Annotated in this window: 16 protein-coding genes; 9 read left to right on the top strand and 7 right to left on the bottom strand. The window is 61.7% G+C overall.

The genetic code is table 11. The features are described from left to right. Positions 1-266: 266 nt before the first annotated feature. On the top strand, positions 267-488 hold the full coding sequence (locus AC3WOG_RS26600) for a hypothetical protein (RefSeq protein WP_492582458.1): 222 nt from the start codon (positions 267-269) through the stop codon (positions 486-488). Further along, positions 466-1,185, top strand: coding sequence for a GntR family transcriptional regulator (locus AC3WOG_RS26605; protein ID WP_492580850.1), 720 nt, complete (start codon positions 466-468; stop codon positions 1,183-1,185). Before AC3WOG_RS26600 ends, AC3WOG_RS26605 begins: the two co-directional genes overlap by 23 nt. 131 nt (positions 1,186-1,316) lie before the next feature. On the opposite strand, the gene sucD is transcribed toward AC3WOG_RS26605, so the two are convergent. Further along, the gene (gene sucD / locus AC3WOG_RS26610) at positions 1,317-2,189 is read right to left on the bottom strand and encodes a succinate--CoA ligase subunit alpha (RefSeq protein WP_492580851.1); all 873 of its coding nucleotides are present in this window, start codon (positions 2,187-2,189) and stop codon (positions 1,317-1,319) included. Between the two features lies 1 nt (position 2,190). Beyond that, positions 2,191-3,399, bottom strand: a complete 1,209-nt coding sequence (gene sucC, locus AC3WOG_RS26615; protein WP_492580852.1) for an ADP-forming succinate--CoA ligase subunit beta — start codon at positions 3,397-3,399, stop codon at positions 2,191-2,193. A 348-nt stretch (positions 3,400-3,747) separates the two neighbouring features. Between sucC and AC3WOG_RS26620 the strand changes: the two genes are divergently transcribed. The 4 genes from AC3WOG_RS26620 to AC3WOG_RS26635 all read left to right on the top strand — a co-directional run bounded on the left by AC3WOG_RS26620 (position 3,748) and on the right by AC3WOG_RS26635 (position 7,272). Beyond that, on the top strand, positions 3,748-3,936 hold the full coding sequence (locus AC3WOG_RS26620) for a hypothetical protein (protein ID WP_492582564.1): 189 nt from the start codon (positions 3,748-3,750) through the stop codon (positions 3,934-3,936). Positions 3,937-3,960: 24 nt separating this feature from the next. Continuing rightward, entirely contained in the window at positions 3,961-5,208 is a 1,248-nt protein-coding gene (gene frc / locus AC3WOG_RS26625; RefSeq protein ID WP_492580853.1) for a formyl-CoA transferase, read from the top strand. A 261-nt stretch (positions 5,209-5,469) separates the two neighbouring features. Then, entirely contained in the window at positions 5,470-6,288 is an 819-nt protein-coding gene (locus AC3WOG_RS26630) for a fumarylacetoacetate hydrolase family protein (RefSeq protein WP_492580854.1), read from the top strand. Between the two features lie 57 nt (positions 6,289-6,345). After that, positions 6,346-7,272: an NAD(P)(+) transhydrogenase (Re/Si-specific) subunit beta gene (locus AC3WOG_RS26635; protein WP_492580855.1), complete on the top strand. Its 927-nt coding sequence runs from the start codon at positions 6,346-6,348 to the stop codon at positions 7,270-7,272. A gap of 200 nt (positions 7,273-7,472) precedes the next feature. Here AC3WOG_RS26635 and AC3WOG_RS26640 read toward each other — a convergent pair whose 3' ends face one another. Then, positions 7,473-8,420, bottom strand: coding sequence for a LysR family transcriptional regulator (locus AC3WOG_RS26640; protein ID WP_492580856.1), 948 nt, complete (start codon positions 8,418-8,420; stop codon positions 7,473-7,475). 372 nt (positions 8,421-8,792) lie between these two features. Between AC3WOG_RS26640 and oxlT the strand changes: the two genes are divergently transcribed. The 3 genes from oxlT (at position 8,793) to AC3WOG_RS26655 (ending at position 12,669) form a co-directional block, all read left to right on the top strand. Then, positions 8,793-10,133 (top strand): oxalate/formate MFS antiporter, encoded by a 1,341-nt coding sequence (oxlT, locus tag AC3WOG_RS26645; RefSeq protein ID WP_492580857.1) that lies wholly within the window; start codon positions 8,793-8,795, stop codon positions 10,131-10,133. Positions 10,134-10,163: 30 nt separating this feature from the next. Then, positions 10,164-11,147: a LysR family transcriptional regulator gene (locus AC3WOG_RS26650; protein WP_492580858.1), complete on the top strand. Its 984-nt coding sequence runs from the start codon at positions 10,164-10,166 to the stop codon at positions 11,145-11,147. Between the two features lie 70 nt (positions 11,148-11,217). Beyond that, complete coding sequence (locus tag AC3WOG_RS26655; RefSeq protein ID WP_492582459.1) at positions 11,218-12,669, top strand: aldehyde dehydrogenase family protein; 1,452 nt, start codon at positions 11,218-11,220, stop codon at positions 12,667-12,669. Positions 12,670-12,754: 85 nt separating this feature from the next. Here the strand turns inward: AC3WOG_RS26655 and AC3WOG_RS26660 are convergent, their stop codons facing one another. From AC3WOG_RS26660 to AC3WOG_RS26675, 4 genes are all read right to left on the bottom strand, one after another. Continuing rightward, entirely contained in the window at positions 12,755-13,732 is a 978-nt protein-coding gene (locus AC3WOG_RS26660; protein ID WP_492580859.1) for a 2-dehydropantoate 2-reductase, read from the bottom strand. 275 nt (positions 13,733-14,007) lie between these two features. Continuing rightward, positions 14,008-14,628 (bottom strand): LysE family translocator, encoded by a 621-nt coding sequence (locus AC3WOG_RS26665; RefSeq protein WP_492580860.1) that lies wholly within the window; start codon positions 14,626-14,628, stop codon positions 14,008-14,010. Positions 14,629-14,737: 109 nt separating this feature from the next. Beyond that, positions 14,738-15,280 carry a hypothetical protein gene (locus tag AC3WOG_RS26670; protein ID WP_492580861.1) on the bottom strand — a complete coding sequence of 181 codons (543 nt, stop codon included), beginning with the start codon at positions 15,278-15,280 and terminating at the stop codon, positions 14,738-14,740. 1,263 nt (positions 15,281-16,543) lie between these two features. Beyond that, positions 16,544-17,128: an IMPACT family protein gene (locus AC3WOG_RS26675; RefSeq protein WP_492582460.1), complete on the bottom strand. Its 585-nt coding sequence runs from the start codon at positions 17,126-17,128 to the stop codon at positions 16,544-16,546. Positions 17,129-17,508 lie beyond the last annotated feature (380 nt).

Here is a 17,508-nt window from a genome sequence, read left to right on the forward strand (position 1 = left end):
GAGGTGCCGCCGATCCCACAATCCGCATTCGAGGCGAATTGCGCGATCAGCGATCGCGTCTGCGCGAATAGCGCGCGTTTTGCGCGTTTACACCAAGCTTCCACGTATCTGGATAAGCAGTGAACCGTCCGCGGCTCGCCCGTGCTACCGTGAGAGTGCAATTCTAAAAACAACAGCTGCTGATATATTGCATACGGAATATTGATTTATGCGGCGTTGCAGCATATGATTGAGTCATCTGTTCACTCAATCATATGGAGTTACAAATGGAATTTATTCCTCTCTCGCTGCTTGCCGTTGCGGTTGTTGGTCTGGGCTCCGCCGCCACTGTTCTGCTGACCCGCTGGATTCCGCAGCCGGTCGCGCAGCTTGCAGCGCAACATGGCCGGTTCGTCGGTCTCGGCGAACAAGGCGCGTTTGCATCGGCGGCGCCGTATCGTGCGCATGTTCAACAAGAGGCGATGAATGTCGTCAGAACTTCAAACTGAAGCAGTGGCCACACCGTTGACGTTGTCATTGCAGCCGATCGGCGCAAGCGCGAGCTTGCGCGATCAGGCGTACGCAATGCTCCGCCAGGCCATTGCCGACGCCGACATCTACCAGACACGCGAAGAGATTCGCCTCGACGAACGCGTGCTGAGCGAATCGCTCGGTGTGAGCCGCACGCCGGTACGCGAGGCGATGACGCTGCTCGAACAGGAAGGCTTTTTGCGCATGGTGCCGCGCCGCGGTATCTATATCGTGCGCAAGAGCAAGCGCGAAATCGTCGAAATGATCCAGATGTGGGCCGCGCTGGAAAGCATGGCGGCGCGTCTTGCCACGTTGCACGCCACGGACGGGGAAATCGCCCGTCTGCGCCACATGTTCGACAATTTTCGCGACGCCACGCCGGCCGAGCACATCGCCGAGTACTCGGACGCGAACATTGCGTTTCACCAGGCGATCGTGGAGTTGTCGAAGTCGCAGATCATTCTCGACACGATCAAGAACATCTTTATCCACGTGCGGGCGATTCGCCGTATGACCATTTCGCAGAGCGACCGCGCGTCGCGCTCGATCGTCGATCATCTGCGCATCATCGAGGCGCTGGAACAGCGCGACACAGAACTGGCTGAGCGGCTCGTGCGCCAGCATTCGCTCGATCTCGCGGCATTCGTCGAAGCGAATTGCGATTTTCTGGATTGACGCCTGCTCAGGTGCTTGCTCAGGTGCCTGATTCGGCGTTGCGGATATAAAAGGCCTGCGGTGATGAAGCCACCGCGGGCCTGTCTGTTTTACCGGCCGCTGACTATCTGAGCCGGAACCTCCGCAACAGCTCACCGCATTGCCGCCAACATCGTCTCTCCCAATGCCGCGGGCGACTGCGCGACATGTATTCCTGCTGCGCGCATCGCGTCGATCTTCGCGCCGGCCGTACCCTTGCCGCCGGAAATGATCGCGCCCGCGTGGCCCATACGGCGCCCCGGCGGCGCGCTGGTCCCCGCGATAAAGCCGACCACGGGCTTCTTCGAGCGCGCATCCTTGAGGAATTGCGCGGCGTCTTCTTCGGCCGCGCCGCCGATCTCGCCGATCATGATGATGCCGTGGGTGTCGTCGTCGGCGAGAAACAGTTCGAGGCAATCGATGAAATTGGTACCGTTCACCGGATCGCCGCCGATGCCGATACAGGTGGTCTGCCCGAGTCCCGCGGCGGTGGTTTGCGCGACGGCCTCATAGGTCAAAGTGCCCGAGCGCGACACCACACCGATCTTGCCCGCGCGATGGATATGCCCCGGCATGATGCCGATCTTGCACTGGTCCGGCGTAATCACACCCGGGCAGTTCGGGCCGATCAACCGTGTGCGCGAACCGGCGATCGCGCGTTTCACGCGCACCATATCGACAACTGGAATACCTTCGGTGATGCACACCACCAAGGGTACTTGCGCGTCGACTGCTTCGAGAATCGCATCGGCGGCGAGCGGCGGCGGCACGTAAATCACCGACGCATCCGCGCCGGTTCGCGCCACCGCTTCGGCGACCGTGTCGAACACCGGCAGGCCGAGATGCTGCGTGCCGCCTTTGCCCGGCGTCACGCCGCCGACCATTCGCGTGCCGTACGCGAGCGCCTGTTCCGAATGGAAGCTGCCTTGCGAACCCGTGAGGCCCTGGCAGATAACCCTGGTGTTGCGATCGATCAGAACGGCCATGTCATTGCACTCCTGCGTGGGATCGGGCAACGGCGGCGACGACTTTGTCGGCGGCGTCGGCGAGATGATCGGCGGATAGGATCGGCAAGCCGGAGTCGCGCAGAATCTGCTTGCCAAGTTCGACGTTGGTGCCTTCCAGGCGGACCACCAGCGGCACGCGCAAATCGACTTCGCGCGCCGCGCTCGCCACGCCTTCGGCAATCACATCGCAACGCATGATGCCGCCGAAAATGTTGACCAGAATCCCTTCGACTTTTGGATCGTTGAGGATCAACCGGAACGCGGTCGCGACGCGTTCCCTGGTCGCGCCGCCGCCTACGTCGAGGAAGTTGGCCGGCTCGCCGCCGTAGAGTTTGATGATGTCCATGGTGGCCATCGCGAGCCCGGCGCCGTTGACCATGCAGCCGATGTTGCCGTCGAGCGTCACGTAGTTCAGGCCGTGTTTCGCCGCTTCGAGCTCGGCTGCGTCTTCTTCGGCTTCGTCGCGCAACGCTTCGATCGACGGATGGCGGAAGAGGGCGTTGTCGTCGAAATTGATCTTCGCATCGAGCGCGACCACGTCGCCGGCGGCCGTCACCACCAGCGGATTGATCTCGACAATCGACGCATCCAGTTCCACAAACGCCCGGTACACGCTGACGATAAAGCGCACCGCCGCGCTCACCTGTTTGCCGCTCAGCCCGAGGCCGAACGCAATCTGCCGCGCGTGAAAAGACTGCAAACCGGTGGCCGGATCGATTGCCACCTTGAGGATTTTTTCCGGCGTGCGCGCGGCGACTTCCTCGATCTCCATGCCGCCTTCGGTCGACGCCATCAGCGTGATGCGCGACGTGGTGCGATCGATCAGCATGCCGAGATACAGCTCGCGTTCGATCGCGCAGCCTTCCTCGATATACACGCGCTTTACCTCGCGGCCCGCCGCGCCGGTCTGTTTCGTCACGAGCACCGAGCCGAGCATCAGCGCCGCATTGCGCCGCACATCGCTCACGCTCTTCACTACGCGCACGCCACCTGACCCCGCGCGATCGTTGGTGAAGCGGCCCGCGCCGCGTCCGCCCGCGTGAATCTGCGATTTGACAACCCACACCGAGCCGCCGAGCTGCGCCGCGGCGTCTTCCGCTTCTTGCGGCGTGAAGGCGACGCGGCCGTTCGGCACCGCCACGCCGTAGTCCCGCAACAACGCCTTCGCCTGATATTCGTGAATGTTCACAGTCTCCTCGCTGGGTTGGGTGGCACCACGCGGTGCGGGATAAACCGTGCTTGACGGCCTTTGAAATATGGTATGTGATATATCAAACGCCTTCAAGGCAGGATGTGAGTCGGTGTTTTCCCCTAGCTTAGCGCCAGGCGAATCGCAATTTTGCGCTGTGATGTAGGCGGGACAAGCGTTTAAAGCAGAAATCCGGCCGCGAACACATCTTGAAATTGATCTTGATTGAATGTGATATATTACATACCGTATGTACCCGAGCCGGCCAGACTTCCGCAGTGGCGGGTGTCATCGAAGCGGGCGCGTCGGTCGACAACCGTTGCACAACCGATTGACCAGGAGACGACCATGTCTGCAGTTGTTTCATCCCTGAATCCCGCCACGCGCAGCACGAAGGCCGAAGACACACTCAGGCAGAAGTCCCGCAATGCCGGCGTCGTGCCGGGCGGGCATCTGGTTGCGAAGGCGCTGAACAACGTAGGGGTCGACCCGCGCGAATACGCGCCGGGCACGAAGAACCTGACCATGTACAAGTAAGACGCACACTTCAGGAGACACGACATGGGCAAAGCACTCGACGGCGTGCGCATTCTCGATTTCACGCATGTGCAATCGGGTCCGACCTGCACACAACTGCTCGCATGGTTCGGCGCGGACGTGATCAAGGTGGAGCGGGCCGGTGCGGGGGACATCACGCGTGAGCAACTGCGCGATATCCCTGACGTGGACAGCTTGTACTTCACGATGCTCAACCACAACAAGCGCTCGGTCACGATCGATACGAAGAACCCGGAAGGCAAACAGGTTCTCGAGGCACTGATCCAGACATGCGACGTGCTGGTGGAGAACTTCGCACCGGGCGCGCTGGACCGGATGGGCTTCACGTGGGAGCGGATTCAGGCATTGAATCCGCGCATGATCGTCGCATCGGTGAAGGGCTTCGGCCCTGGGCCTTATGAGGACTGCAAGGTCTACGAGAACGTCGCGCAGTGCGCGGGCGGCGCGGCCTCGACCACCGGTTTCGACGACGGGCCGCCGGTGGTGAGCGGCGCGCAGATCGGCGACAGCGGCACCGGATTGCATCTGGCGCTCGGCATCGTCACGGCGTTATATCAGCGCACAAGCACCGGACGCGGCCAGCGCGTACTCGCCGCGATGCAGGACGGCGTGCTCAACCTGTGCCGCGTGAAGCTGCGCGACCAGCAGCGGCTCGAACGCACCGGCACGATGAAGGAGTATCCGCAATATCCGAACGGGACGTTCGGCGAAGCGGTGCCGCGCGCGGGCAACGCGTCGGGCGGTGGTCAGCCGGGCTGGATTCTGAAGTGCAAGGGCTGGGAAACGGACCCGAACGCGTATATCTACTTCATCACGCAGGCGCCGGTGTGGGCAAAAATCTGCAACGTGATCGGCAAGGAAGAGTGGGCCACCGATCCCGACTATGCGACGCCCGCCGCGCGCTTGCCGCATCTGCAGGACATCTTCGCGGAGATCGAGCGCTGGACCATGACCAAGACCAAGTTCGAAGCCATGGCAATCCTTAACAAGTACGACATTCCGTGCGGACCGATTCTGTCAATGAAGGAAATCGCCGAAGAGCCGTCGCTGCGTAAAACCGGAACGATTGTCGAAGTGGATCATCCGTTGCGCGGCAAGTATCTGACGGTTGGCAATCCTATCAAACTGTCGGATAGCCCAACCGAAGTCAAACGTTCGCCGCTGCTCGGCGAACATACCGACGAGGTGATGGCCGAACTTGGCTATTCGCCCGAGCAGATCAGCGCATTGCGCACGGCCGGCGCGATTTAGGCGCACAGAAACATCGTGACCCGCCGCTAACCGCAAAGCTTGGCGCGGAGCCGGGTGGCGCCTTTCGAATCCGTACTGGAGACAGCAGGACATGGCATACGAAGATTCTCTCTCGCTGAAAGAGCGCGGCATCGCGCATACGCCGGATAGCCACGCGCAGGCCACGCATTTGATTTGATGCATCAAGCAGGTGACGGTGTGATTTTCCTCACAGCAATCGAACGCGAAGAGGATCACGCCAAAGCGCTTAAGGAGCGATCTATGGATACGTGGATGCGGTTCATGTCGAACGACGGCGGCATTGTGTTCGGCCGGGTCGAAGGTGGCTATTTGCATGAGTACGCGAGTCTCGATCAGCCGGTGCCGACCGGCGCGGTGCTGTCGACTCGCGCGTTGACACCGCTTGCGCCTTGCGCGCCGGGCAAGATCGTCGCGCTCTGGAATAACTTTCACGCGCTGGCGGCGAAGCTCGACAAGCCGGTGCCGGCGCATCCGCTGTTTTTGCTGAAACCGGCGGGTTCGGTGATCGGCTCGGGCGAACCGATCCTGCGCCCGCTCAGCTATGCAGGCAAGATCGCCTACGAAGGCGAACTTGGCATCGTGATCGGGCGGCGCTGCCGCGATGCGAGCGTTGAACAGGCCGCTAAAGCGATCTTCGGCTACACGCTTGTCAACGATGTGACCGCAGCCGATCTGTTGAACGAAAATCCGCACTTCCCGCAATGGTGCCGCGCAAAGGGCTTCGATACGTTTTGTTGTATCGGACCTTCGATCGTCTCGGGTTTCGACTGGTGCAAAGCGCGTCTCGTGACGATGCTCGACGGTGTGGAGCGGCAGAACTATCCGCTCGCCGATATGGTGTTTTCGCCGGCCGAGCAGGTCAGTCTGATATCGCAAGACCTGACACTCGAGCCGGGTGATGTGATCGCATGCGGCACCTCGATTGGTGTGGGCTCGATCAAGGATGGCTCGACGGTGACGATCACGATCGACGGGATCGGCTCGCTCAGCAATACGTTGACTGCCGCGCGCGAGGCGGCGGCATCGGCTGCATCGGAGGCCGCCGCAACCGCTGTCTGAATTGAACTGAATCGGGTTCGGTCTGGTTCCATTACATCGCGACACGGAGGAGCACGCATGCCGCAAGTGTCTGACAGTATCGCGTGGATGGGCGTCGGCTTTCTGCTGGCTGCCGGCCTGGCGGTTGTGCTGGCTGCTGTCGGGCAACTGCCGCTTGCGCGGCGCGCGCCGCGTCGGCCGTTTTGGCACGCCGGGCTATTGGCTGCCGCGCTTGCCGGGTTGCTTGCGGCGGGTATCGGCGCGAGCAGCGGCGTGGTGACTGCTGCCGTCGCGGGCGCCGGGCTCGGCGCCTGGCTGGTGCGGCGGCGCGATTTGATGACGCGACGGCCCAGGCTTGTCGCACTGCTTGGCAGTTGCGTTGGGCTCGCGGCGATGGCTGGCGGTTTTACGCGCTACCTGCAAGCGGCGCTGTCATCTGCAGCGCAGGCCGATGTCGAGCGTATCGAGTTGTATGCCGCGGTATTCATCGGCGCATGGATCTTCGCGACGTCGGCGATCGTCTTTTGCAAACTACGCGGCTTGTTGGACACGAAGGATGCGAGCACGTTGGCGCACCCGGGCCACCGCCTCGTCAATCTACTGGCGCTGCTGCTGTGTGGATGGCTCGGCTACGGCTTCGTCACCGAACAGGCGCAGCCGTTCGGACTCGCTGCGCTGCTCGCGATGAGCGCGCTGGCTGCTGCGTTGGGCGCGCATCTGATGGTGAGCCGTGAGTATTCCAACGGTCATGGCATCCGCGCTTATGCATTCGCGGGGCGTTGCCATGGGCTCGTACCGGCGCAGCCGGACCTGCTCGCGCGCATTGAATGGCACGGTGGCGACGAGCAAGCGTGGACGCTGCGCGAGAAGACGCCGGGCATGGTGCGAACCGCGGCATACCGGCATGGCCGCGGCTGGCGCGGTGGTTACAGCGGTAGTTACAAGGGCGAGCATAAGCGCGCCTGCGCCCGCTACCGCTCGACTCATCGCGCGACGCGCCGTTAAACATGAATACCCCGACGCGTCGAACGGCAAGCAGAGTGGTTGGCGAGTCAGAGCGGCTCGCCGCCTGCCGGAGCGTGGTTCATGATCGGCCTCCTGGACTGACAAGTGTGACAAGTGTGACAACTGACGAAAGAACTCACTCGCAGCAAGGAAGTGCTGATCAATTCGCAATAGTTAAAGTTTTATTGGATTTCCATAGCCTACTGCTTATACACGCTCAATTCCTTCACACGCGTGATCTTCTCGATCAGGTTCGCGCCTTCCTCCATCAGGAAGCGTTTGAAGGCAACCGCAACGGGCGGCAGACGCTTGTTCTTCCGATGCACGACATACCAGTTGAGCATGACCGGAAAACCCTCGACGTCGAGTACGACGAGATGGCCAACCTGCAGTTCGAGGCTGATGGTATGCGCGGACAGAAAGGCGATGCCCATGCCGGCGATCACGGCCTGTTTGATCGTTTCGGTGCTCTTGATCTCCATCGCGATGTTCAGATTGGCGAGCCGGCCGGCGAAGCCTTCTTCCATCGAATTCCATGTGTCCGAGCCGCGTTCGCGCACGATAAAGGCCTCGTTGGCCAACTGGCTCATCTTGATGTTGCGCTTGTTCGCGAGCGGATGCGTCGGCGCCGCCACGATCACGTAAGGGTGTGGCGCGAACGGTTCGTTGGTCGCGTCGGTTTCGTGCGGCGGGCGCACCATCACCGCGAGATCCGTCTGATTGGTGGCGAGTTGATGCAGCAATTCCTCGCGATTGTGTACCGCGAGATTCAGCACCACGCCCGAGTAGCGTCGCGTGAATTCAGCCAGCAGGCGCGGAAAGAAGTAGTCGCCGGCGCTGATCACCGCGACGTTCAGCTTGCCGCCGGAGACGCCCTTGAGCTGACTCATTGCTTCGTCGACTTCGTGGAACTGCTGGATGATCGCGCGGCTGTAGTGGAGCATCTCGGTGCCGGCCGGGGTGAGATAGATTTTCTTGCCCAGTTGTTCGAACAGCGGCAGTCCCGCGTGCTCCTCGAGTTGCCGGACCTGGGTGGAGACGGCGGGCTGCGTCAGGTGCAATTCTTCCGCCGCGCGCGAGAAGCTCAGGTGGCGCGCCACCGTTTCGAAAACCTTCAGTTGTCGCAGAGTCGCATTGCGCATCGTCATGGCCGATGTATAAGCAAACGTGAATCAACATAATAACAAACTTTAATTATTAGTAATTCAGCATTGACCCTAGCATGAGTCTGTATAAGAAAGCGGAATTGATGGCATCGAATCCGGGTTAACGCCTGGTTTGCCGGCGCAGCGAGGGAGCCGGCCGGCTGCGGAAATGGCGCCGATTCGTCATTGATCTGAATAAAGAACTGGTTGAGAAAAGTGTGAGTTGAGTTAGCCGGTTTTTAAAGAATCGAATTAAAGACGCAAATATTAAATATTCCCGAATGGCAAGGCTTTCCGGGTCATAACCATAAGGTGAACTGCATACAGCGCGGCGTTTTCGCTGGCTGCACTAAATAGATAGCGGAGACAAGGCTCATGGACGATTTCACTCAGCAGACCACAGCCCGCGTATTCTGGGCGAACCGTTGGTGGCAACTCGTCATCGGCATGATGTGCATGGCGTTGGTGGCCAATCTGCAGTACGCATGGACGTTGTTCGTCACGCCGATGAACGCGCGGCATCACTGGGGCGAAGCATCGATTCAACTCGCCTTCGCTATCTTTATCCTGACTGAAACGTGGCTCGTGCCGGTCGAGGGCTGGCTGGTCGACAAGTTCGGGCCGCGCCCGGTCGTCGCCGGCGGCGCGGTATGCGCCGGCCTTGCATGGGTCATCAATTCGTATGCGACGACTTTGCCGATGCTGTATCTGTCGGCGGTCATCGCGGGGATCGGTGCGGGCGGTGTGTACGGCACTTGCGTCGGCAATGCATTGAAGTGGTTTCCCGATCGCCGGGGTCTCGCCGCGGGTTTGACCGCCGCCGGCTTCGGCGCCGGCGCGGCAGTGACGGTGATTCCAATCGCCAACATGATTACGCGCTCGGGTTATGAGCACACTTTCTTCTTCTTCGGCGTCCTGCAAGGCGTATCCATTCTCCTGCTCGCGCTGATGTTGAAGAAGCCGAATTTGCGCCAGGCCCCCGCGCCCAGGAAGAAATTCGCGGTGACCAAGGTCGATTACACGCCGGGCCAGATGATCAGGACGCCGGTGTTCTGGGTGATCTACGTGTCGTTCGTCGCAGTGGCGGCGGGTGGCCTGATGGCGACCGCGCAGATCGGACCGATCGCGAAAGACTGGGGACTCGCGCGCATCCCGATGACGATCTTCGGCATGACCTTGCCGCTGCTCACGATGACGCTCTCGATCGATAATATCTGCAACGGTTTTACGCGCCCGCTGTGCGGCTTTATCTCCGACAAGCTCGGCCGCGAAAACACCATGTTCGTGATCTTCATCGGCGAGGGCGTCGCGCTGCTCGGCCTGATGCGATACGGCACCAATCCGTATGCGTTTATGACTTTCGCCGCGCTGATCTTCCTGTTCTGGGGCGAAATCTTCTCGATCTTTCCCGCGATCTGCGCCGATACCTTCGGCAGCAAATATGCCGCGGCCAATGCGGGCACCTTGTACACCGCGAAGGGCACGGCTTCGTTGCTGGTGCCGATTGCTTCGGTGTTGTCGGCCACTGGCGGCTGGAGCCTTGTCTTTATCGTCTCGGCGGTCGTGACGATTGCGGCGGGCATCTCGGCTAAGTTCATTCTCGCGCCGATGCGTTCGCGCTGGATCGAATCGCATAATGAGCCTCAAGGCGTGCTGGCTGTTGCGGGCGGCAAGAGCTCGCCGCTCAGTCACTGGCCGGAGCAGACGGGTGAGTAGAGCGAGTCGCCCGCGCCTGGCAGCTAACTTATGAACGTTTCGTTGCAGCAACTCAAGGTGTTTGTCGCCGTCGCGCGCGAACGGAGCTTCACGCGCGCGGCCCGCGAGTTCGATCTGACGCAATCGGCGGTGAGCCGCTGCGTGCGCGAACTCGAAGACGCCGTCGAGTTGAAGCTGTTCGACCGCACCACACGCCAGGTAGAACTGACTCATGCGGGCGCCAGCCTCGAGCGGCGCATTGGCCGCTTGCTCGACGAAATCGAGCTGACGCTGCGCGAAGAGCGCGCCGCGTACGACGGACACACTGGCGTGGTGGTCCTGGCGAGCAATCCGGTGTTGTCGTCGAGTTGGGTGGCGGAAGGGCTCGCGCGTTGTGCGGCGGCTTTTCCTGAGTTGATCGTCTCCGTCAAGGATCAACCGCAAAGCGGCGTGCTCGCGAGTGTCGAGCAAGGCGAAGTCGACTTCGGGGTGGTGTCGGCGGCCGAACCTTTGGCCGGTGACCTGTTGCACGCGCAAGTGGTTTTCACGACGCCGCTGCACGTGGTCATGCCGCATACGCATCCGCTTGCGCGGCATGTGAGCGTCGCATGGAGTGCGTTGCAGGAGTGGGTGCTCGTTACGTTGAACGCCGACGCGGGCGTGCGCGCCGCGCTCGACCTGGCCTTCAGCGCGCATGGCTTGAAACGGCGGCCGGTGCAGGAACCCGGACATGTGGCGGCCGTGCTGCGCATGATCGAGCTGGGCCTCGGCATCGGCGTGCTACCCATCGACGCACATTGGCCCGCGCTTCGCGCGCCGCTAGTGAGCCGGCCGCTGGTTCCCGAAATGAACCTGACGACGATGCTCGTACATCGTCGCAACCGCTCCCTCAGACCTAACGCCGCGGCGGCCTGGGCGCAGTTCGCCATGCCCGCCGGCGCGCCTTCGAACGCCGCAGGCGCGGCACCGTCCGCTACGCACGAATTCGCGTGGCCGGCCGCGTCGCCTGGCGGCGCGGCACTGCACGAGCCCTAGGCCCCGGCCTTGGCCCCAGTGGGTCCGCTGCCATTCGGTCCACGCTACCTCTCACGCAAGGAGCTTCATGATGGAAACTGAAACCGGCCTCAGGCGCCATAATTTGCTGATCGACGGCAAGCGCTTGCCGCCCGGCACCGGCGAATATTCCGTCGACATCAACCCGGCCACCGAAGAGCCGATCGCATTGGTCGCGCAAGGCAGCGTTGCCGATGTCGATACCGCGGTGCATGCGGCGCGCGCCGCGCTGAAAGTGTGGAACGCGCTACGTGCAGTCGAGCGCGGCCGCATTCTCGGCCGTATGGCTGGCCTGATGCGCGCGAATCTGGAAGAGCTCGCCGCGCTCGAAAGCCTCGACGCCGGCAAGCCGATTTCCGCGGTGATGCGCCAGGACATTCCGGCGGCGATCGATACGCTCGAATACTACGCAGGCTGGTGCGACAAGATCAACGGCCAGGTGGTGCCGGTGCGCCCCGATGCGCTGACCTACACGCTGCGCGAACCGGTCGGCGTGGTCGCCGCGATCGTGCCGTGGAATTTCCCGCTGATGATCGGCATGTGGAAGATCGCGCCCGCGCTCGCGTGCGGCTGCACGCTGATTGTCAAACCCGCGGAGATCACGCCGCTCACCGCGCTGCGCATCGGCGAACTCGCGCTGGAAGCAGGCGTGCCGCCGGGCGTACTGAATATCGTCACCGGCAAGGGGCGCGTGGTCGGCGATGCGCTGGTCGCACATCCGGGCGTCGACAAGGTGACGTTCACCGGCTCGCCTTCGGTGGGGCGCGGCATTCTGCAAGGCGCGGCCGGCAATTTCAAGCGCGTCACGCTGGAGCTCGGCGGCAAGTCGGCCAACCTGATCTTTGCGGATGCGAATCTCGACAATGCGGTGCGGGCGGCGGCGTCGGGGATTTTCTTCAACACGGGCCAGGTGTGTTCGGCGGGTTCGCGCATTCTCGCGCATCGCGATGTGTACGACGAGGTCGTCGAGCGCCTGGCGGCGCGCGCGAAGTCGATCAAGGTCGGCGATCCGGCGGCACGCGAGACCTCCATGGGGCCGCTCATTTCGGCCGCGCAGATGAAGACCGTGCTCGGTTATGTCGAAACCGGCCGGGCCGAAGGGGCCTCGCTCGTGACCGGCGGCGCGCGGGTAGGGGCGCGCGGCTTCTTCGTCGAACCGACGGTGTTCGCCAACGTCGAGCACGAAATGCGCATTTCGCAAGAGGAGATCTTCGGGCCGGTGGCGAGTGTGATCCGCTTTAACGACGAAGCCGACGCGGTGCGTATCGCCAACGGCACGCTGTATAGCCTCGCAGCGGGTGTCTGGAGCGCGGACATCGGCCGTGTGCATCGCGTCGCGCGTGACTTGCGGGCAGGGACGGTGTGGATCAACACCTACGGCTATACCGACGTGCGCTTGCCGTGGGGCGGTTCCGGCGACTCGGGCTTCGGCCGCGAGCACGGCGACGTTGCGATTGAAAACTTTACCGAGCCGAAGGCTGTGTGGCTCGCGATCGATCAATAGCGACGTTAAAAAAGGATCGAACGCTCTGGCGTTCGATCCTTTCGTCCCGCGTATCCCGCATATCGTCGCAAAGAAGCGGTCAATCTCAAGCGCCCTGCAATGCCATCCGCTCGCGCAGCTTGACCAGAGCGAGCACGACGTCGATGGACGGCGTCGGTTCGGCAACGAGGCGGCCCATTTCCTGCACCACCGTCAGCAACGGATCGATTTCCATCGGACGTCTGTTTTCCAGATCGACCAGCGTCGAGGTCTTATGTGCGCCGACCGCGCCCGCACCGTCGATCCGTTTTTCCACATCGACGCGAAAGTGCACGCCGAATTGATCCGCGATGCGTTTGGCTTCCAGCATCATCGTGCGTGATACCGCGCGCGTGCCGGGATCGCTGGTGAGCACGTCGAGCGTGGCGTGCGTCAACGCGCTGATCGGATTAAAGCACAGGTTGCCCCACAGCTTGAGCCAGATTTCATCGCGGATATTGTCGCGGATCGGTGCATCGAAACCCGCCGCCTGCATGATCTCGTGCAACTGCTGAATACGCGGCGTGCGCTCGCCGCTCGGCTCGCCGATCGGGAATTTCTTGCCGTACACATGTTTGATGACGCCCGGCTCGACGATTTCCGCGGCAGGATAGAGCACACAGCCGATCGCGCGTTCGGGGCCGAGTTTCGTCCATTGGCTGCCGTCGGGATCGATGCTGGCGAGACGCGTGCCGGCGAACTTGCCGCCATGGTGATAGAAGTACCAGTAGGGAATGCCGTTGACGCCCGTGACGATCGCCGTGTGCTTGCCGAGCAGCGGCTGCATGGCGTCGACCACGCCGGGCAGCGAGTGCGCCTTCAGCGTGACGATGACGAAGTCCTGCGCGCCGAGTTCGCGCGGGTCGGACGTGCAGCGCACCGGCGCGCTGAAAGTCTCGCCGTCCATCTGCAAGCGCGCGCCGTGTTCGCGCATCGCCGCGAGATGCGCGCCACGCGCGACGAAACTCACGTCCGCACCCGCGCGTGCCAGTTGCACGCCCATCAAACCACCAATCGCTCCCGCGCCGAAGATACAGATCTTCATGATGTCGCCCCTGTGACTATGAGAAGTCGCTTGCCCGTTGCCGCGCATCGCCATGCCATGGCGGCGGGTCACCGTTCGAGAATAGGGGGGGAGGTGGATTGAGGATAGTTAAAGTTTCTCGGGTCGAGCATAAGCTATCGTTTATGCATGCACCGATGTGGCTGAATGACCGGACGTGTTTCAAGAAGCGGCTGCATTGCATCGCATTGCGCGTCCCGCCGGGGTGTCACCGGGCAGATCGTTTGGTAACCTTAATATTTTTCTTTTCGCGCGCGCTATGTGCGTCGTACCAGCAGAAAGCTCACGCCGATCGCCGCCAGAAACGCCCCGCAGCAGCGGTTGAACCAGCGGCGAACTTTCGCGCGAACCAGCCATTTCCCGAGGTGCATGCCAGCCCAGGAGTAAAGCGCGATAGCCACCCATTCGAGCACCAGAAAGCTCGCACCCAGCACCGCGAACTGCGGCAGCATAGGCTTGGCGATATCGACGAACTGCGGCAAGAACGCGGTGAAGACCAGAATTGCCTTCGGATTGCCTGCGGCCACCAGGCACTCCTGCCGCGCGATCCGCCATAGCGACGCATCGTCCTGCTGCATCGTATCGATGGCGGGGGCGTCGCTGCGCCATAACTGGATCGCCAGCCAGATCAGATAGGCGGCGCCGGCCAGTTTGATCGCGAGAAAAAACCACTCGGATGCGTGCAGCACGACGGCGAGGCCGGTCGCGGCCAGCACCAGCATCAGCGCGAACGCGACGAGCCGGCCGGTGCCGCCGACGAATGCCGTCATGAAACCGTGCTGCGCGGCGACATTGATCGATAGCAGATTGTTCGGGCCGGGCGCGAGATTGATCGCGAAGCAGGCGGGCAGAAAGAACAGCCAGGCGGTGAGTGACATGACGGCTCGCACGAAAAGGGGACGATCGGACGTGCGAGGCGGCGGGCGCCCAGCGCACGTTTATCTGATTGTAGCGAAATGCCGGGCCGTACCGATTTGGCCTGTCCGCTCAATTCACCGATTTGACGAAACCCGGATCGCCGATCAGGGCATCGACGCTCAGCTTGACCGTGTCCTCGATAGCGATGGTATTGCTGGTGAACTTGGGTGACTTTTGCCGGACCGTTTTAGTGGTTGAAAACACAACCTTCTGGGTAGTGGCATCGGTGACGACGTAGCGCATTTTCAGTGTCCAGAACGCCGGAGAACGTGCGTCGTCCACGGTGAAATCCTCGATGCTGCCGCTCAGTACCTTCTTGCCTTCGGTGAGGTGAAAGCCGGCGATCTGCAGGCGGCTCACGATACCGTTGCGTACCGCTTCATTGATATCGGTTTTTAGTACGATGCCGGTCATCGCCGTGTTTTCGATCCGATTCGGCGATACGCGCCCGCTGCTCGCCGGCATGTAGGCGAAGTCGCGGGCCGGGGCGACGCTGAGCCAGCCTGTTGGGTGGACCACCGCCGCGCGCGGCGGGCTATTCAGGCCGAACCACGACCACGAACATGCGGACAGCATCAACGGCAGTGCGACGGCGCCACAGCCCTTGAGCACCGTGGATCTCAGGGGCGGACGAGTGAGGCCGAGCGATTGCAGCAGAGATAGGCTCTGGTGCGGCGACTCAGACGCTGTGCGGGAAAAAGCGGCGGTCGATTTCAGAGGAGGTGCCTTTTAAATTGACGCGTATTCGAAAACGGCGGCCGGTCATAGGGGGATAGCGCATGCGGACCGGGTTCGCGAAGCCTCCTCGGCGCTTTTGTGAACCCATACGGGCATGTGATATCGCTGTACAGGACAGCATGGTAACAGTGAGGCGCTCTCGCGCATTTTTCTTGGCGTGGGCTAAGGTTGAGGATTTTCAACGTGCCTTGCCTTGTTTGCCTGCTCGGCGCTTTTTGGCCGTGTGCCTGCGACGGTGGCCTTTCCTTGCTTTCTTGTTGGTTTATTAGCGTTCCCCCTGTGCGGGGGAGCACCTACTTTTCTTTGCCTGCCGCAAAGAAAAGTAGGCAAAAGAAAGCGGCTCAAACCGCTAGTTCTGAAGCGGGTCCCCTGGCTTGGAGGAGGTAGTGGAGCATCTGGAATCGGTGCCCTCGCATACTTCGCCCTGGTGACAAGGCCGTCATACTTCCGGCGGCGCTGCGCGCGCCGTGGCGGGATTTCACAGAACCGTCGGTCGTTTTCGTGCCTGCGGTTATCCAGGTGTAGTGGCTTGTCTTCGCTGCACTAGCGACGCTTCCGTGCCTACGGTTGTTCAAACGTAAGGGATTGCCTCTGCTGCGCTCGCCTAACTCGCGGCTACGTTGCGTTCGGCGAAGTGGCCCGCACTCCCACCATTTAGCGCCTCGCCGAGGTGAAGCCAATGGCCCCCACCGCGCACAAGCGAAGCCACTGGTTTCCCTTGCAGACGATTCCGGCGAGCACGCAGTGCGAGGCGGGAAGAATGATGCCGGAGGCGCACACGCCCCATTGGTTTTAAGAAGTACCGCCACGGCGCGCGCAGCGCCGCCGGAAGCATGACGGCCTTGTCACCGGCGCGGAGTGTGCGGGAACACCGATTCCAGATGCTCCACTACCTCCTCCAAGCCAGGGGACCCGCGTAAGAATTGGCGGTGTGAAGCCGCTTTCTTTGCTTACTTTCTTTGCGGCGGCAAAGAAAGTAAGTGCCTGCCCCGCACAGGGGCGACGCTAATAGACCAATAAGAAATCAAGGAAAGGCCACCACCGCAGGCGTACAACCCAAAGCGCCGAGCAGGCAAACAAAGCAAGAAAAGGCCAACACCGCAGGCAAACACCCATAGCGCCGCACAGGCAAAAAAATCAAAAAAAACCAGCTTTCCCCTGAGTCATATCCACCAACTCCCGCCGAGCGTCATCAACGGCATTAACCGGCAACCGTACAGTCACCCGCACTAACATCCCATAAACACTCTCCACCAACCCATAGCCTTGAGCCTCGATCCATCTCCGTACCTTCGCCTCATCGGCATACCCAACCTCGACGGTCAGCAAAACCTGAGCAATCCGCTCCACCCTCGGTGCATCCAGCAAAGCCGAAGCGATAGCATCGGTATAAGCCCGCACTAACCCGCCGGCGCCCAGCTTCACCCCACCGTAATACCTCACGACGGCCGCCAGCACGCCGTCCAGATCATGGTGCCGCAATACCTCGAGAATCGGCCTGCCTGCCGTCCCGGACGGCTCGCCATCGTCGGACATGCCCGACTGGCCGCCCGCCAGCAACGCCCAGCATACATGCGTCGCGGCAGGATGCTCCTCGCGCAGGCGACGCAATTCGGCCATCGCGGCGTCGCGGTCGGCGACCGGTATCGCATGCGCAATAAAACGGCTCTTGCGAATCTCGAGTTCCGCGGTCAGCGCCGCAGGCAATGTATAAGTGGGCAAGGCAAAGACTTCGGTTGATGAAAAAATCCAGGACGCACGCGCTCCCGTGTCCGCAATGGTAACGGATAGGCAGTACATAGGCGGCGTATCACCCATGCAAGGCTGCCTCGCCGCGATTCTCGCTGATTCGGTAACGCTCTCTTGCGAAGTGACGCAGTGACGTAGAACACCGCTCGCAGCATAATCGTGGACGTGGCGAATCGAGCTCCCGGCTGGGGCGAAACCAGACTCCTCATCTGGTGGTTCGTCACGCTTTCCCCCCGCTTTTTTCACATTGCGCGCACACCGGCGCGCGTGACGCTTTCCTCGCGGTATCTTCACATGTCTCCACGCATAATCGTAAGAGACGTCCCAACACGTTCGCGCGCCGCGCAAATCCA

The organism is Paraburkholderia sp. FW306-02-B (assembly GCF_058782725.1).

What these genes read in the sequence shown, in the direction of transcription:
- AC3WOG_RS26640 (WP_492580856.1), bottom strand. Translation starts at nt 8,420, where the DNA reads ATGACGATGCGCAATGCGACTCTGCGACAACTGAAGGTTTTCGAAACG.
- frc (WP_492580853.1), top strand. Translation starts at nt 3,961, where the DNA reads ATGGGCAAAGCACTCGACGGCGTGCGCATTCTCGATTTCACGCATGTG.
- oxlT (WP_492580857.1), top strand. Translation starts at nt 8,793, where the DNA reads ATGGACGATTTCACTCAGCAGACCACAGCCCGCGTATTCTGGGCGAAC.
- AC3WOG_RS26635 (WP_492580855.1), top strand. Translation starts at nt 6,346, where the DNA reads ATGCCGCAAGTGTCTGACAGTATCGCGTGGATGGGCGTCGGCTTTCTG.
- AC3WOG_RS26660 (WP_492580859.1), bottom strand. Translation starts at nt 13,732, where the DNA reads ATGAAGATCTGTATCTTCGGCGCGGGAGCGATTGGTGGTTTGATGGGC.
- AC3WOG_RS26630 (WP_492580854.1), top strand. Translation starts at nt 5,470, where the DNA reads ATGGATACGTGGATGCGGTTCATGTCGAACGACGGCGGCATTGTGTTC.
- sucD (WP_492580851.1), bottom strand. Translation starts at nt 2,189, where the DNA reads ATGGCCGTTCTGATCGATCGCAACACCAGGGTTATCTGCCAGGGCCTC.
- AC3WOG_RS26620 (WP_492582564.1), top strand. Translation starts at nt 3,748, where the DNA reads ATGTCTGCAGTTGTTTCATCCCTGAATCCCGCCACGCGCAGCACGAAG.
- AC3WOG_RS26665 (WP_492580860.1), bottom strand. Translation starts at nt 14,628, where the DNA reads ATGTCACTCACCGCCTGGCTGTTCTTTCTGCCCGCCTGCTTCGCGATC.
- AC3WOG_RS26605 (WP_492580850.1), top strand. Translation starts at nt 466, where the DNA reads ATGTCGTCAGAACTTCAAACTGAAGCAGTGGCCACACCGTTGACGTTG.
- AC3WOG_RS26650 (WP_492580858.1), top strand. Translation starts at nt 10,164, where the DNA reads ATGAACGTTTCGTTGCAGCAACTCAAGGTGTTTGTCGCCGTCGCGCGC.
- AC3WOG_RS26600 (WP_492582458.1), top strand. Translation starts at nt 267, where the DNA reads ATGGAATTTATTCCTCTCTCGCTGCTTGCCGTTGCGGTTGTTGGTCTG.
- AC3WOG_RS26655 (WP_492582459.1), top strand. Translation starts at nt 11,218, where the DNA reads ATGGAAACTGAAACCGGCCTCAGGCGCCATAATTTGCTGATCGACGGC.